Source organism: Methylocystis sp., from assembly GCF_046349115.1.
Taxonomy (GTDB): domain Bacteria; phylum Pseudomonadota; class Alphaproteobacteria; order Rhizobiales; family Beijerinckiaceae; genus Methylocystis.
Genome location: NZ_JAXMCX010000001.1, coordinates 534,600 through 549,913, shown reverse-complemented (window position 1 = coordinate 549,913; position 15,314 = coordinate 534,600). Strand labels below are relative to the sequence as shown.

The following is a 15,314-nucleotide window of genomic DNA, read 5'->3' as shown; positions in this document are numbered from 1 at the left end:
GCGACGCGCTTGATCGCGCGCGTCTTGACGACCGGCCTCGTCGCCGGCCTTGTCGCCGGGCTTGCAATCGCAGCCCTGCAGCATTTCACCACGACGCCGCTCATCCTCGCCGCCGAATTCTATGAGACGGCGCAGCATGCGCATGACGGCGCCGAGGCCGGCGCGGCTTTGTCCGGCTTGAGCCGCACCGCGGCGACCAGCGTCGCGACGATCGCGGTGTCGATCGGCTATGCGCTCATTCTGCTCGCCGCCATGCTGTTCTCGGGCGACGCCATCGCGCCGCGCCGCGCCGCTTTGTGGGGCGCCTGCGCCTTCGCCGCGACGGGCCTTGCGACGAGTCTCGGCCTCGCGCCGCAGCTTCCCGGCATGGCGGAGACCGATCTTGCCGCCCGTCAAATCTGGTGGCTGGCGACGGCGGTCTCGACCGGCGCCGGACTCTTCGCTCTGTTGCGGCTTGACTCGACGGCGGCGAAAATTGTCGGCGTCGCCCTGATCGTCGCCCCGCAATTCTTCGCGCCGCAGCCCGCCGCGCCGGAAAGCACCGCGCCCGCCGAACTCGCCGCGCGCTTCGCAGCCTCATCGCTCGCCATTCAGGCGATCAGCTGGGCGCTCGCCGGCGCGCTCGCCGGCCTCGTCTGGCGACTCCTCTCGCGCGAACAAGGGGCCTCATGAGCGGCGCCAAGATTCCAGCGACGATCGTCACCGGCTTTCTCGGCGCGGGAAAAACGACGCTCATTCGTCATGTGCTGGAAAACGCCAGCGACCGGCGCCTCGCGCTCATCATCAATGAATTCGGCGATGTCGGCGTCGACGGCGAAATCCTGCGCGCCTGCGGCGTCGACAACTGCCCGGAGGAAAACATCGTCGAACTCGCCAATGGGTGTCTCTGCTGCACGGTCGCCGACGATTTCGTTCCGGCGATCGAGGCGCTGCTGGCGCATGAGAAGCGCCCCGACCATATCATCATCGAAACATCGGGCCTCGCGCTGCCAAAGCCGCTGGTCAAGGCCTTCGACTGGCCGGCGATTCGCTCGAAACTCACGGTCGACGGCGTCATCGCCGTGATCGACGGCAAGGCGGTGGCGGAAGGCCGTTTCGCCGACGATCTCGACGCGATCGCCAAGGAGCGCGAAGACGCGCTGACCATCGATCACGATAATCCGCTCGAAGAAGTGTTCGAAGATCAACTCGCCTGCGCCGATCTCGTCATTCTCAACAAGACCGATCTGCTTGACGCCGATGAAGAACGCGAGGTCGCGAGCCGACTGACTCAGGGCGCGCGCCAGGCCGCGAAAGTGGTGCGCGCCAGCGGCGGACGAGTCGATCCGCTCGTCCTGCTCGGCCTTTCCGCGGCGGCGGAGGACGATCTGGCGAGCCGTCCGTCGCATCACGACGATGAAGCCGACCATGATCACGACGATTTCGACAGTTTCGTCGTGTCGCTGTCTGCCGTCAGCAATCCTGCCGCGCTGGTCGCGAGACTCGCCGAAACGGCGCGCGCGCACGACGTGCTGCGGATCAAGGGTTTCGTCGAAGTCGTCGGCAAGCCGATGCGCCTCTTGGTGCAAGGCGTCGGCGCGCGCATCGAGCATCATTTCGATCGCGCCTGGAAGCCGGACGAGCCGCGCATGAGCCGCGTCGTGATCATCGGCGAAAAGGGCCTCGATCGCGACGCCGTCATCGCGACGCTGGCGCAGCCGTGAAGCGCCATGCATCTCCTCCCGCGCGATCTCCATAATCTCGACGACGCCGGCGCGGCGGTCGACCTTGGGCAATCGCCGGCGGAGACCGTGTTTCTGTCCTTTTCCGATTCCGAATTGCGCCTTGTCGCGCGGCTGTATGAGCAAGGGGCCGCGAGCTTTCCGAGCCTACGCTGCGCGTCGCTCGCGCAATTGAAACATCCCTATTCGGTCGATCTTTATCTCGACGCCGTGGCGCGACACGCCAAGCTCATCGTCTTGCGGCTGCTCGGCGGCAAGGATTATTGGGCCTATGGCGTCGAGCAGCTCGAAGCGCTTGCGCGCGCGGAGGGTATTGCGCTCGCCATGGTTCCAGGCGACGCGCATGACGACGCGCGCTTAAAGCTGGCGTCGACGCTCGACGCGGAGACGCTCGATTTCATTTGGCGGTTTTTTCAGGACGGCGGGCCGGACAATTTGCGGTCGTTCCTCGGCTATGCGGCGACGCTTACGGGCCGTCCGGCGCAGTGGCGTGAGAGCGTTCCTGTGGCGAACGCCGGGCGGTTTGAGGCGGCTTGCCGCGCTGGCGGCGCGCTGCGGGCGACGATCGTCTTCTATCGCGCCATGTTCCTCGCCGACGATGTCGCGCCGATCGTCGCGCTCGCCGATGCGCTGGCCGCGCGCGGATTTGCGGTCGAGGCGATTTATGTGGCGAGCCTGAAGGAGGCCGAAAGCGAAGCCTTCGTGTCGCAAACGCTCGAAACCTTCGCGCCCGACGTTATCCTCAACGCCACCGCTTTTTCGGCGCGTCGCGACAGTGGAAGCGTTCTCGATCTCGCCGATGCGCCGGTGCTGCAGGTCGCGCTCGCGACCTCCTCGCGCGAAGCGTGGGAAGCGTCGACTCGCGGCGCCAACGGCGCCGATCTCGCGATGAATGTCGTTCTGCCGGAAGTCGACGGACGCATCTTCACGCGCGCGATTTCCTTCAAGGAAGAAGCGCCGCTGCGCCTCGCGGCGGAATTCAGCGAGACACGCCACGCGCCGGTCCAATCGCGCATCGACTTCGTCGCCGAGCTCGCGTCGAACTGGGCGCGACTGCGGCGCAAGCCCAATCGGGAAAAAAGCCTCGCGCTCATTCTCTCCGACTATCCGGCGCGTCGCGGCCGCGGCGGCTACGCCATCGGCCTCGACGCGGAAGCGAGCGTGCAGGAGATCGTCGCGGCGCTGCACGAAGCCGGATATGACATAGAAACAACTCCATCATTGCGAGCCGAAGGCGAAGCAATCCAGAATCCAGCTCACGACTCTGGATTGCTTCGTCGCTGCGCTCCTCGCAATGACGGCGCAAACTCCTCCCCCTTGAGGGAGATGGTGATCCGCGTTCTCGAAGACTCGGCACAAACATTCGATGTTTCTCTCGTCGATTACCACGCGTGGCTCTCAGCCTCCCCCGCGCCTTTCGTCGAAAGCGTCAACGCCGCATGGGGCGCGCCGCAGGATGATCCGGCGGCCGTCGACGGCGTCTTCCGCTTCTCTTGCCTCGAAGCCGGCAAGCTCGTCGTCGCGCTGCAGCCTGACCGCGGCGCGCGCGCCGAGCGTTACGAGACCTATCACGACATTCAGCGCCCGCCGCGCCACGCCTATGTCGCCTTCTATCTCTGGCTGCGGCATGTGCGGAACATCGACGCGCTCATTCATCTCGGCGCGCATGGCACGCTCGAATGGCTGCCGGGCAAATCGGTGATGCTCTCCGACGCCTGCGCGCCGGAAGCCGTGCTCGGACCGACGCCGCTGATCTATCCGTTCATCGTCAATGATCCCGGCGAAGCCGCGCAGGCGAAGCGCCGCACGGGCGCGGTGACGATCGGCCATCTGACGCCGCCGCTGGTTGACGCCGAACTCTTCGACGCGGCGGCGAAGATCGAAACGCTGCTCGACGAATATGCGACGGCGAGCGCGCTCGACGCGCGCCGCGCCCAACTCATCGCCGGCGCCATCGTCGACGAAGCCGAGCGCAGCGGGTTTGCAGCCGAATGCGGCGTCTCGCGCGAGACGGATATCGCCGAGACCTTGACTCGGCTCGACGCCTGGATGTGCGATCTGAAGGAACTGCGAATCGGCGACGGGTTCCATGTGTTCGGGCGCGCCCCAGAAAATTCAGACGCCGATCCCACGCGCGACGCCTGCGCGCGCGCCGAACGTAAGGCGCTGATCACCGCCCTTGCCGGCCGCTTCATCGAACCTGGTCCGGCCGGCGCGCCGTCGCGCGGACGCGCCGACGTTCTGCCGACGGGCCGCAATCTCTATTGCATCGACCCGCGCCATGCGCCGACGCAGACCGCTTACGACATTGGCCGGCGCGCCGCGGCGGAAGTGATGACGCGTCATGCGCAGCAGCATGGCGAATTTCCGCGCCGCATCATGCTCGATCTCTGGGGCAGCGCGACGATCCGCACCGGCGGCGAGGATTTCGCGCAGGCGCTCGCGCTGCTCGGTGTCGCGCCGCATTGGGATACGGCAAGCGCGCGCGTCATCGGCTTCGAAATTCTGCCGCAGGCGCGGCTCCAATTTCCGCGTGTCGACGTGACGCTGCAAGTCTCGGGCCTATTCCGCGACATGTTTCCGAACCTCATCGCGCTGTTCGACGATGCGGTGCGCGCCGTCGCCGCGCTTGATGAAGACGCCGAAGACAATCCGCTGAAAGGGGCCGACGATCTGCGGCGCGTCTTCGGCGCCGCCGATGGAACATATGGGCTTGGCGTCAGCGATCGCGCGTTGCGCGGCCTATGGTCGAGCCGCGACGAGCTTGGCCGCGCCTATCTTGCCGTGGCAGGTCACGCCTATGATCGCGGCGGCGACAGCAACGAAGCCGTCGCGGCGTTCAGCGCGCGCGTCGCCGCGGCTGACGCGCATGTCCATGTTCAGGACATGGCCGAGGTCGACGTGCTGATCGGACCCGCCTTCGCCGATTTCGAGGGCGGCTTCGCCGCCGCCAACGCCATGCTCGGCGGCGACGCCGATCTCTTGCATCTTGATGCGACTCGGCCAGAGCGATTGCGCGCGCGGGCGCTGAAAGACGAGCTCGCGCGCGTGCTGCGCATGCGCCTCGCTAATCCGCAATGGCGCAACGGACAGATGCGCCACGGCCATCGCGGCGCCGGCGAAATTGCCGAAACGATCGACAATCTCTATGCCTTCGCCGCGACAAGCGGCCTCATCAGCGACGCGCAATTCGATCTCGCTTTTGATGCGACCTTGGGCGATGATGCGACCCGCGATTTTCTTTCCGCGGAAAATCCCCGCGCGCTGGAGGCGATCGCGCGCGTTTTCAGCGAGGCGCTGGCGCGCGGTTTGTGGAAGACGCGACGCAACAGCGTGCGCGACGCCTTAAGCAAAATTGAACGCCAATTCGAACGCCAAGAGGGAGGGCGTCTTGCCGCCAGGGCCTGAAATCAAGGGCTGGTGCCCCGGAGCTTTCGCGCCGATGCCAAGCGGCGACGGCCTGCTGATCCGCGCCAAGGCGATCGGCTCGCGACTGACCTCCGCGCAGGCGCACGAGATCGCGAGGATCGCCGAAGACTGCGGCAATGGTCTCATCGATCTTTCGCAGCGCGCGCAGCTGCAGTTGCGTGGAATCAGCGAAGCGACGATCGCCGAAGCGCTGCGCCGGCTCGAAGCGATCGGCATGCTCGCGCCGAATGCAGACGCGGAGCGCGTCACCAATGTCATCGCGTCGCCGCTCGCCGGACTGGCGCCCGGCGGCTTCGACGCCAACGCCATGGCCGCCGAGCTCGCCGCCGAACTGCAACGCGACCCGACGCTGCGCGCGCTGCCGCCGAAATTTCTGTTTCTGCTCGACGATGGCGGCGCCCCGTCGCTCGCCGAGGTCGAAGCCGACATTCGCATCGAAGCGGCTGCGAAGGGAGAGGCCGCAATCCGCGTCGCCGGCGCTCCCGAACGCGCAATATTCGTCTCCGTCAACGAAGCGCTCGACGCAGCGCTGCGCCTTGCGCGCGCCTTTGTTGAATTACGCGCGCAACATGCTTATGCCTTCAGACGCGTCCGCACGTTGGTTGAAGCGCTTGGCGCTGATGCGATGCCGCGCGCGGCGCGGTTCGCAATGCGCGCCTGCAATGAAACGCCCGCGCCTGCGCGATGGGCGCATATCTTTGGCGCGCGGCGCAGCGGCGCCGTTACTTACGCCGGGGTCGGCGCGCCATTCGGCCGCTGGCGCGCAAGTGAACTCGCGGCGGTCGCTGAATTTGCGCAAAGCGCGGGAACCGGCGAAATTCGCCTCACGCCCTGGCGCGCCTTGCTGATCATCACGCCCGATGAGGATGCCGCCCGACATGTCGTCTTGCGCGCGCAAGACCACGACCTCATCATCTCGGCCGACGACCAGCGCCTTGCCGTCATCGCCTGTCCAGGCGCCCCGGAGTGTCCGCAGGCGGTCGCCGAGACCCGCGCGCATGTCATGAATCTCGCGCCGCTCGCCCAAAAGATCGGCGGCGCCGACGGCGTCGGCTTGCATCTTTCCGGATGCGCCAAAGGCTGCGCCCGGCAAAGCGCCTCGCCGATCACGCTGCTCGCCTGCGCCGAAGGATTCGATCTTATCGAAAACGGCGGCGCTGACGGCGCGCCGCGTTTGCGAGCGCTGACTTTCGAGGCTGTCATCCGCGAACTTTCCGCGCGCGCCGCCGGAAGCTCGCAATGACCCTCCGCCACGACTATATCCGCGACGGCGGCGAGATTTACGCACGCTCCTTCGCGACCATTCGCGCCGAGTCGAATCTTTCGCGATTCACGCCGGAGCAGGAAAAAATCGCGGTGCGCATGATCCATGCCTGCGGCATGGTGGAGCTTGCCGACGACATCGAATTCTCGCCCAATTTCGTGAGGGCGGCGCGCGACGCGCTGCAAAGAGGCGCGCCGATCCTGTGCGACTCCAACATGGTCGCGCATGGCGTGACGCGCTCGCGCCTGCCCGCCGAAAATCAGGTCGTCTGCACGCTGCTCGATCCGAGCGTGCCGGCGCTCGCCGCGGAAATCGGCAATACCCGCAGCGCCGCGGCGCTGGAATTGTGGCGCAACCGCCTCGACGGCGCTGTGGTCGCCATCGGCAATGCGCCGACGGCGCTGTTTCGCCTGCTGGAGATGATCGACGACGGCGCGCCGCCGCCAGCGGCGATCATCGGCATGCCGGTCGGCTTTGTCGGCGCGGCGGAATCGAAGGAGGCGCTGCGTCGGGACGGCCGCATCCCCTTCGTCATCGTCAAGGGGCGCAAGGGCGGCAGCGCCATGGCCGCCGCGGCGATCAACGCTCTGGCGAGCGAAATAGAATGAACGCGCTCGCCTCGACATCGCGAGAAGGCGTCGCGGCGCTTGGCGCGCTGATCGGCGTTGGACTCGGTCCCGGCGATCCGGAGCTTGTCACCGTCAAGGCCGCGCGCCTCATCGGCGCCGCCAAAGTCGTCGCCTTTTTCGCCAAGCGCGGACGCGAGAGTCATGCGCGGGCGATCGCCGCGCCCTATCTCGCGCCGGATTGCGAGGAGATCGCTCTCCATTATCCGGTGACGACCGAGATTCCCTTCGATCAGCCTGAATATGTCGACTCGCTGCAGCGGTTCTACGAAGACTGCGTGGCGCGCATTCGCGCGGTGCTCGAAGCCGGCCACGACGTGACACTGCTCTGCGAGGGCGATCCGCTGCTCTATGGCTCCTTCATGCATATGTTCGCGCGGCTCGATCAGCGCTTTCGCATCGAGATTTGCGCCGGAGTCTCAGGCATGTCCGGCTGTTTCGCCGCGGCGCGCCAGCCGATGGCCTGGGGCGACGACATTCTCACCGTGCTGCCGGCGACCCTCGACGAAGATAGTCTCGCCTCGCGTCTCGCCGAAACCGACGCCGCCGTGGTGATGAAGCTCGGCGGCAATTTCGCCAAGCTGCGCCGCGCCATGACTCGCGCCGGCGTCATCGATCGCGCGATCTATGTCGAACGCGGCGCGATGCCCGGCGAGAAAATCATGCGCTTTTCCGACAAGCGCGACGACGACGCGCCTTATTTCTCGATGGCGCTGGTGCCGGGGCGAGGCCGGCGTCCTTGAGCGGCGCGCTCTATATCGTCGGCCTCGGTCCGGCCGACGCGCGATGGCTGACTCACGAGGCGCAAGAAGCGCTGAACGCGGCGCAGGATATTATCGGCTATGCGCCTTACGTCGCGCGCGTTCCCGAGCGCGCAGAACAGACGCGGCTTGCAAGCGACAATCGCGTCGAAATCGACCGGGCGCGCGAGGCGCTGACGCGCGCCGCGCAGGGGCGCCGCGTCGCCGTTGTTTCGGGCGGCGATCCCGGCGTCTTCGCCATGGCGGCGGCGGTGTTCGAGGCGGTCGATGGCGGTCCGCGCGAATGGCGCGATCTCGACATTCGCGTATTGCCCGGCGTGTCGGCGATGCAAGCTGCGGCGGCGCGGCTTGGCGCCCCGCTGGGGCATGACTTTTGCGCCATCTCGCTGTCCGACAATCTCAAGCCCTGGGAGCTCATCGCCAAGCGGCTCGAACATGCGGCGCAAGGCGACTTCGTCATCGCGCTCTACAATCCGGCGTCGCGCGCGCGGCCGACGCGCATCGATGACGCCTTCGCACTGCTGCGTCGCCATCTGCCCGGCGACACTTTCGTCGGCCTCGCCAAATCCGTCGGCCGCGACAATGAAGAAATCATTCTGACGCGGCTCGATGAAGCCGAGGGCGACAAGGTCGACATGTCGACGCTGGTCATCATCGGCGCGAGCGGCACGCGGCGCATCGCGCGCGAACATTCGCGAGATTGGATCTATACGTCGCGGAAGGCGACATGAGCGCGCCCTGGCTGTCGCTGATCGGGCTTGGCGAAGACGGCGCCGACGCGCTGACGCCGGCGGCGCGCGCGCTCGTCGCGCAAGCTTCGCTAATCGTCGGCGGCGCGCGCCATCTTGCGATGATCGACGCGAGCGCCGAACGCCTGCAATGGCCCTCGCCACTGACCGACGCGTTGCCACGGATTCTCGCGCAGCGCGGCAGGCCGACGGTGGTTCTCGCCTCGGGCGATCCGTTTTTCTATGGCGTTGGCGATCTCATCGCGCGCCATGTCGCGCATGACGAGATTTTCTGCATTCCGGCGCCATCGGCGTTTGCGCTCGCGGCGGCGCGGCTCAAATGGAGCCAGCAGGATTGTGCGCTGCTATCGCTGCATGGCCGCGCCTTCGAGCGCGTAACGTCACATTTACAGCCCCGCGCGCGGATCATCGCGCTGTCCTGGGACGAGACGACGCCGGCGCGCCTCGCAAGCCATCTCGCCCTGCGCGGCATGGGCGCATCGCGGCTTTATGTGCTCGAACGGCTCGGCGGTCCGCATGAGCGCCTGCGCCGCACGCGCGCCGACGCATTCGCCCTCGACGACATCGCGCCGCTCAACACGATCGGCGTCGAAGTGGAAGCCGACGTCGACGCGCCGGTCATTCCGCTTACGCCGGGCCTGCCCGACGAATGGTTCGAACATGACGGCCAGCTCACCAAGCGCGACATCCGCGCCGTGACGCTTTCCGCGCTCTCGCCGCGCAAGGGCGAAGTGCTGTGGGACGTCGGCGCCGGCGCGGGCTCGATCGCCATCGAATGGATGCTGAGCGATCCCGCAAACCGTGCCATCGCCATCGAACGCGATTCGGCGCGCGCCGCGCGCATTGCGCGCAATGCGCTCGTGCTCGGCGTTCCGGATTTGCGCGTCGTTCATGGCGAAGCGCCGCAGGCGCTCGGAGAACTCGAGACGCCGCAGGCGATCTTCATCGGCGGCGGCGCCGACGACGCAACGCTCGATGCGGCCTGGAGCGCCCTGCCCCGCTTCGGGCGCATCGTCGTCAACGCCGTGACGATCGAAACCCAGGCGCTCATTACGCAGGCTTATCGCGACAAGGGCGGCGAACTGCTGCATCTGCAATTCGCCCATGCGCGGCCGATCGGCCGCTATCACGCGTTCGATCCGGCGATGGCGGTGATGCAATGGCGGGCGGTGAAGAGATGAGGCAACGACATTGCGAGCGAAGCGAAGCAATCCCGAACGACGCGGCGATTTCTGGATTGCTTCGTCGCCGCGCTCCTCGCAATGACGGCGCGCGCCAACCCTCGCCCATAGGGAGAGGGTGGCCCCGCGCAGCGGGGCCGGGAGAGGGGTTACCCTCCCTGTTCATTTGCGAAGATCAGTCAGTCGAATGGCGCAGACAAATTTTGTCGATGCGATACCCCTCACCCCGGACCTTCGGTCCGACCCTCTCCCGATGGGAGACGGTGGACGCGCGCCGATGACCGAGGCGCCGACATACGCCTTCGGCCTAGGCGCGAGGCGCGGCGTCGCGGCGCAGGAAGTTGTCGAGCTCGTGCGTCGCGTCGCACAGACGCACAATGTCGATCTACGCGACGCGAGTCTCTGCGCGCTGGAAAGCAAGGCCCAAGAATCCGGGCTGCACGAGGCCGCGCGCCAACTTAACGTCGAGCTTGTCTTTCTGCCGCTCGCGGCTTTGCGCGCCCGCAAGGCGCCGGCGGCGACTCATTCGCCGCGCGTGCAGGCGCTGTTCGGCGTCGGCAGCGTCGCCGAAGCCGCGGCGCTGGTCGGCGCCGGCGCGAACAGCCGCCTCGTGGCGCCGCGCGTCACGACGCCGGTCGCGGCCTGCGCGCTGGCAAAACGCGCCGACGAGGACAATTCATGACCGTGCATTTCATCGGCGCCGGCCCGGGCGCCGCCGATCTCCTCACCCTGCGCGGACGCGATCTCATCGCGCAATGTCCGGTCTGCCTTTATGCCGGCTCGCTGGTGCCCGCTGGCGTGCTGGCGCATTGTCCGCAAGGCGCGCGCATCGTCGATACGGCGCCGCTGTCGCTCGACGACATCGTCGCTGAAATGAAAAAGGCGCATGAGGCCGGATTCGATGTGGCGCGGCTGCATTCCGGCGATCTGTCGATCTGGAGCGCGGTCGGCGAACAGATGCGCCGCCTCGACGCGCTTGCAATCCCTTACACGATGACGCCGGGCGTGCCCGCCTTCGCGGCGGCGAGCGCGGCCTTAAAACGCGAACTCACTTTGCCGGAAGTCGCGCAATCGCTGGTGCTGACCCGCACCTCGGGCCGCGCCTCGTCGATGCCCGAGCGCGAAAAGCTTGCGACCTTCGCGCAATCGGGCGCGACGCTCGCCATCCATCTTTCGATTCACGTTCTCGCGAATGTGGTGGAAGAGCTGACGCCGTTTTACGGCAGCGACTGCCCCGTCGCTCTCGTCTATCGCGCCTCATGGCCAGACGAGCGCATCGTTCGCGGAACGCTCGCCGACATCGAAGCGCGCGCGGCCGAGACTCCGATGGAGCGCACCGCGCTCATCCTCGTCGGGCCGGCACTGGCGAGCGAGGATTTTCGCGAAAGCGCGCTTTACGACGCCGGCTATGACCGGCGCTTTCGCCCAAGAGGCGACACATGAACCCGCCCGGCCTGCTGATCGGCGCGGCGCGCTCCTCATCGGGCAAGACCACGCTGACGCTCGGGTTGATGCGGGCGCTGGCGCGGCGCGGTCTGCGTGTCGCGCCGGTCAAATGCGGGCCTGACTATATCGATCTAGCGTTTCACGCGGCGGCGACCGGCCGCGCCGGCGTCAATCTCGACTCATGGGCGATGGACGCCGATCTGATCGCGCGCCTTGCCGCGCGCGCGAGCGAAGACGCGGATACCATCATCGCAGAAGGCGCCATGGGCCTCTTCGACGGCGCGCCGGGCGGCGCGGCGGGCGTCGGCGCCAGCGCCGACATCGCGGCCATGCTCGGCTGGCCGGTCATTCTCGTTCACGACGTTTCCGGTCAGGCGCAGACCGCGGCGGCGGTCGTGCGCGGACTCGCCACGCATGACGCGCGCGTGAACATCGCCGGCGTCGTGTTGAATCGCGTCGGCTCGGAGCGTCATCGCAGACTTGCCGGCGAGACGATCGAGGCGCTGGGCATAAAGGTGCACGGCGCCTTGCCGCGTGACGAGAAGATTGTACTGCCCGAACGCCATCTCGGCCTGGTGCAGGCCGGCGAAACGCCGGCCCTCGATGAGCGCCTCGATGCGCTCGCCGATTTCATCGAGGCGCATGTGGATGTCGAGGCGATTGTCGCTCACGTGACTGTCGCCGCAACCGGCGATGTCATTCCCGACGCTTCGCGAAAGCGAAGCGACCGGGAATCCAGCATGACGCTTGCGGCGCCTGTCGCAGCTCTGGATTCCCGATCGCCCGCTTCGCGGGCGTCGGGAATGACAAGCGACGCGGCAATTCCGCCCCCCGCCCAGCGGATCGCCATTGCGCGCGACGACGCCTTTTCCTTTTTCTATCCGCATCTCGCGCAGAGCTGGCGTGACGCCGGCGCCGAACTCGTCTTCTTCTCGCCGCTCGCCGATGAGGCGCCGCCGGAAGATTGTGATCTCTGCTGGCTGCCGGGCGGCTATCCGGAGCTGCACGCCGGACGACTATCGGCGGCGCAAGGCTTCATGAAAGGGTTACGACGTTTCGCTAACCAGCGGTGGGTTCACGGCGAGTGCGGCGGCTATATGGTTCTCGGCCGCGCGCTGATCGACGCCGCCGGCGCAGCGCATGAAATGGCGGGATTGCTGGAGCTGGAAACGAGCTTCGCCAGACGCAAGCTCCATCTCGGCTATCGCCGGGCCAAATTGGCGGCGGACCATCCGCTCGGCGCCGCCGGTCTTATTCTGCGCGGTCATGAGTTCCATTATGCGAGCGTGCAGCGCGAAGAGGGCGCGCCCTTCGCGCTCGCGAACGACGCCTATAGCGCGGACGAGCGCCCTGCGGGACTGGCGCGCCAGGGCGTTTCCGGCTCCTTTTTCCACCTGATGGCATAAAAAAGGGCCGCCGGACGAACCAGCGGCCCAAGTCAAGGGAGGAAACGCCCAAGGAGGGCTACGAAGCGAGACAACTCTCGCTGCGTCGCACTGTTATATTGCTGCGGCGCACAAGAGTCAAGACAGAATTTTGGCGAATGGCGAAGCCGCAGCGTCAGGTCGGCTTCACGACGGTCCATGAGAAAAGAAAGCCGCGTCAGGGCGCGGCTTTAGTTCGCTCGAAGGATTGAGCATATCAGGGCATTTGCCGGCTAATGAACGCTGGCCGATCTCCTAACGCCGATCGAAGCCGGCGGAATTGGAACGTCGTCCGCCGACGCGGCCCTGCGCGGACCTATCGGCTTCTTCACGCTATTGGTCGGGATCGGGTCTGAAGCGGCGAGAGCCGACATGTCATGGCGGTCGCTATGCGCCAGGGCCACGACGCGCACGCGCCGCCCGCCGTCGTCGGCCTCCTTCACGGCGGCCGCGTTGAAGACCGGCGAAGCAGCGGCAGGCTTGGCCGTCGCTTGCCCAGCGCCTCGGCTTGGCTTGTCGTCGATGGCGATTTCGCTTGGCGCAACGATCGTCTCCGGCCGGCTGACCTCGGAAAAGCGCGACGCGAAGCTCGGATGCTGTCCGCCATCCTGGTAGACGACCCGCACCGGCCTGACGCCGCTTTGCGCCAGTTCGGCGACTTTCGCGTCGTCCTGCGCGCGCTTCTCGGCCACCGCCTGAGCGACTTCCGGATTCTGGTTCAATGGCGGACAGGCGGCGTTGGGATCGAGATGCGCGGCGCCTTCCGCGTTGAACACATAACGCCGGTTGCAGAAGGCGACCTGCGGCTCCTGCAGGGTCACTTCGAAATGGTCGGAGCCTTCCTTGAGCTGCTTCCAAAAATCGATGTTGGGATCGAGACGATGCTTGGCGAGATTCTCCGCCGTCATCCTGAAGGGGAAGGATTGCATCTGGATCGAGCGCTGACCGCCGGCGAGCGAGGTGCGGGCGATAGCGTAGATTTCGGCGATCTGATTGTCGGTCATCGAAAAACAGCCGGCAGACGAACAGGCGCCATGCACCATGATGTCGCCGCCCGTGTGCCCCAGGGCGCGGTCGAGCGCATTCGGATAGCCGACATTGAACGACAGATAATAGCTCGAATTCGGATTCATCTGCGCTGGGCCGATTGAATAAAAGCCCTCGGGCACCTGCCGATCGCCCTGCTGGCGCTTGGGACCGAGCTGGCCCGACCAGCGGCACATCGGAAAAGTCTTGAGATGGACATAGCGGCCGTCCGACCGCATCTTCCAGATTTCGAGCTCCGCCTCCTTCTTATAGGCGCGGATCAGCATCGGCGCTTCCTTCGTCGTGCCGACCTGCTCCATGAGGGCGACGGTCTGATAGGGGATCGGCGCCTGCGAACGATGCGCGAGACCGCTCTGCTCGCAGGCCGAAAGCGCAAAGGCGGCCAAAACGGCAAGCCCCAGAGCCGGCGCTGTGCATGCAATCTTCATGTTGTTCCCTCCGACGGCGCGGGCGCCGCCGCGTCGGCCTCGAAAGCGAAGCCGCCAAGCGTGGGCCACGAAAGACCAACATTGGGACGAGAGCGTGTCCGAATCATCCGGAATCCGGCGCGTAAGGGCCGATTGAGACGAATCTTTCGGGATTTACCTTAACGCTTCTCTTCGAGTTTCCGGCCAATGCCCATAAACTTCTCGGCGCGGGCCTGTTTCAGCTGCTCGCGCGAAAAATTCGCCAGATCCGCCAACTCCCTGGCGAGCGCCTCGCCCACAGCGCCGATCGCCGCCTCGGGATCGCGATGCGCGCCGCCTGGCGGCTCGGTCACGATCAAGTCGATGATGCCGAATTTCAAGAGGTCCTGAGCGGTGATCTTCATGCTCGTCGCGGCCTCCTGAGCCTTGGCCGAGTCGCGCCACAGGATCGAGGCCGAAGCCTCGGGCGAGGCCACGGTGTAGACCGAATGTTCGAGCATCAGCACCTTATTGGCGGCGGCGATCGCGATCGCGCCGCCGGAGCCGCCCTCCCCCACCACCACCGCGACATTGGGCACGCCGAGCGCCAGCGACACGTCGGTCGAGCGGGCGATCGCCTCGGCCTGGCCGCGCTCTTCGGCGTCGATGCCGGGAAAGGCTCCGGCCGTGTCGACCAGCGACACCACCGGCAGTCCAAAACGGTCGGCAAGCTCCATCAGACGGACGGCCTTGCGATAGCCCTCCGGCCGCGCCATCCCGAAATTGTGACGCAGCCGGCTCGCCGTATCCGACCCCTTCTCCTGGCCGATGATGCAGATCGGCTCGCCCCTGAAGCGCCCGAAGCCGCCGACGATCGCCGCGTCCTCGCCGAACAGTCGATCGCCCGCGAGCGGGGTGAACTCGTGAACGAGCTGCTGAACATAATCGGAAAAATGCGGCCGCTGCGGATGCCGCGCGACCTGAATCTTTTGCCAGGGGGTGAGGCCGGCATAGAGATCGGCGAGCGCCTTGGCGGCTTTCGCCTGGAGCTTGCCAAGTTCCTCGCCGATCGACACGGCCTCGCCGTTTTCGGCCAGCGCGCGAAGCTCGTCGACCTTGGTTTCGAGTTCCGCGACCGGCTTTTCAAAATCGAGATAGGAGCGCATCGAGAGGACGTGTTTCCTTGAAAGAGAGACCCCTTGCCGGCGCGCGCAAACTCGCCGCAACCGGCCCTTAAGTCAAGGAAGCGAAAGCGCGCGCGGCGCAGTTGCGGCGCGCGC

General features: G+C 66.4%; 13 protein-coding genes. 11 read left to right on the top strand and 2 right to left on the bottom strand.

The window, feature by feature from the left end; all coding sequences use genetic code 11:
* The first annotated feature begins 9 nt into the window (after nucleotides 1-9).
* The 11 genes from U1E20_RS02520 to U1E20_RS02470 all read left to right on the top strand — a co-directional run bounded on the left by U1E20_RS02520 (nucleotide 10) and on the right by U1E20_RS02470 (nucleotide 12,583).
* Entirely contained in the window at nucleotides 10-672 is a 663-nt protein-coding gene (locus U1E20_RS02520) for a CbtA family protein (protein WP_409979011.1), read from the top strand.
* The gene (cobW, locus tag U1E20_RS02515; protein WP_409979010.1) at nucleotides 669-1,703 is read left to right on the top strand and encodes a cobalamin biosynthesis protein CobW; all 1,035 of its coding nucleotides are present in this window, start codon (nucleotides 669-671) and stop codon (nucleotides 1,701-1,703) included. Before U1E20_RS02520 ends, cobW begins: the two co-directional genes overlap by 4 nt.
* 6 nt (nucleotides 1,704-1,709) lie before the next feature.
* Complete coding sequence (cobN, locus tag U1E20_RS02510; protein WP_409979009.1) at nucleotides 1,710-5,129, top strand: cobaltochelatase subunit CobN; 3,420 nt, start codon at nucleotides 1,710-1,712, stop codon at nucleotides 5,127-5,129.
* Nucleotides 5,113-6,393: a precorrin-3B synthase gene (cobG, locus tag U1E20_RS02505; protein ID WP_409979008.1), complete on the top strand. Its 1,281-nt coding sequence runs from the start codon at nucleotides 5,113-5,115 to the stop codon at nucleotides 6,391-6,393. Before cobN ends, cobG begins: the two co-directional genes overlap by 17 nt.
* The gene (locus U1E20_RS02500) at nucleotides 6,390-7,022 is read left to right on the top strand and encodes a precorrin-8X methylmutase (RefSeq protein ID WP_409979007.1); all 633 of its coding nucleotides are present in this window, start codon (nucleotides 6,390-6,392) and stop codon (nucleotides 7,020-7,022) included. Before cobG ends, U1E20_RS02500 begins: the two co-directional genes overlap by 4 nt.
* Nucleotides 7,019-7,783 (top strand): precorrin-2 C(20)-methyltransferase, encoded by a 765-nt coding sequence (locus tag U1E20_RS02495; RefSeq protein ID WP_409979006.1) that lies wholly within the window; start codon nucleotides 7,019-7,021, stop codon nucleotides 7,781-7,783. The genes U1E20_RS02500 and U1E20_RS02495 overlap by 4 nt, the downstream gene beginning before the upstream one ends.
* Nucleotides 7,780-8,532, top strand: a complete 753-nt coding sequence (cobJ, locus tag U1E20_RS02490; protein WP_409979005.1) for a precorrin-3B C(17)-methyltransferase — start codon at nucleotides 7,780-7,782, stop codon at nucleotides 8,530-8,532. The genes U1E20_RS02495 and cobJ overlap by 4 nt, the downstream gene beginning before the upstream one ends.
* Nucleotides 8,529-9,731 carry a precorrin-6y C5,15-methyltransferase (decarboxylating) subunit CbiE gene (gene cbiE, locus U1E20_RS02485; protein WP_409979004.1) on the top strand — a complete coding sequence of 401 codons (1,203 nt, stop codon included), beginning with the start codon at nucleotides 8,529-8,531 and terminating at the stop codon, nucleotides 9,729-9,731. The genes cobJ and cbiE overlap by 4 nt, the downstream gene beginning before the upstream one ends.
* 277 nt (nucleotides 9,732-10,008) lie before the next feature.
* Nucleotides 10,009-10,413, top strand: coding sequence for a cobalamin biosynthesis protein (locus tag U1E20_RS02480; RefSeq protein ID WP_409979003.1), 405 nt, complete (start codon nucleotides 10,009-10,011; stop codon nucleotides 10,411-10,413).
* Nucleotides 10,410-11,174, top strand: coding sequence for a precorrin-4 C(11)-methyltransferase (gene cobM / locus U1E20_RS02475; RefSeq protein ID WP_409979002.1), 765 nt, complete (start codon nucleotides 10,410-10,412; stop codon nucleotides 11,172-11,174). The genes U1E20_RS02480 and cobM overlap by 4 nt, the downstream gene beginning before the upstream one ends.
* On the top strand, nucleotides 11,171-12,583 hold the full coding sequence (locus U1E20_RS02470) for a cobyrinate a,c-diamide synthase (RefSeq protein WP_409979001.1): 1,413 nt from the start codon (nucleotides 11,171-11,173) through the stop codon (nucleotides 12,581-12,583). Before cobM ends, U1E20_RS02470 begins: the two co-directional genes overlap by 4 nt.
* Before the next feature lie 251 nt (nucleotides 12,584-12,834).
* Here U1E20_RS02470 and U1E20_RS02465 read toward each other — a convergent pair whose 3' ends face one another.
* A complete protein-coding gene (locus U1E20_RS02465) occupies nucleotides 12,835-14,076 on the bottom strand; it encodes a L,D-transpeptidase family protein (protein WP_409979000.1) in 1,242 nt (413 codons plus the stop codon).
* A gap of 158 nt (nucleotides 14,077-14,234) precedes the next feature.
* Complete coding sequence (locus U1E20_RS02460) at nucleotides 14,235-15,200, bottom strand: acetyl-CoA carboxylase carboxyltransferase subunit alpha (protein WP_409978999.1); 966 nt, start codon at nucleotides 15,198-15,200, stop codon at nucleotides 14,235-14,237.
* Nucleotides 15,201-15,314 lie beyond the last annotated feature (114 nt).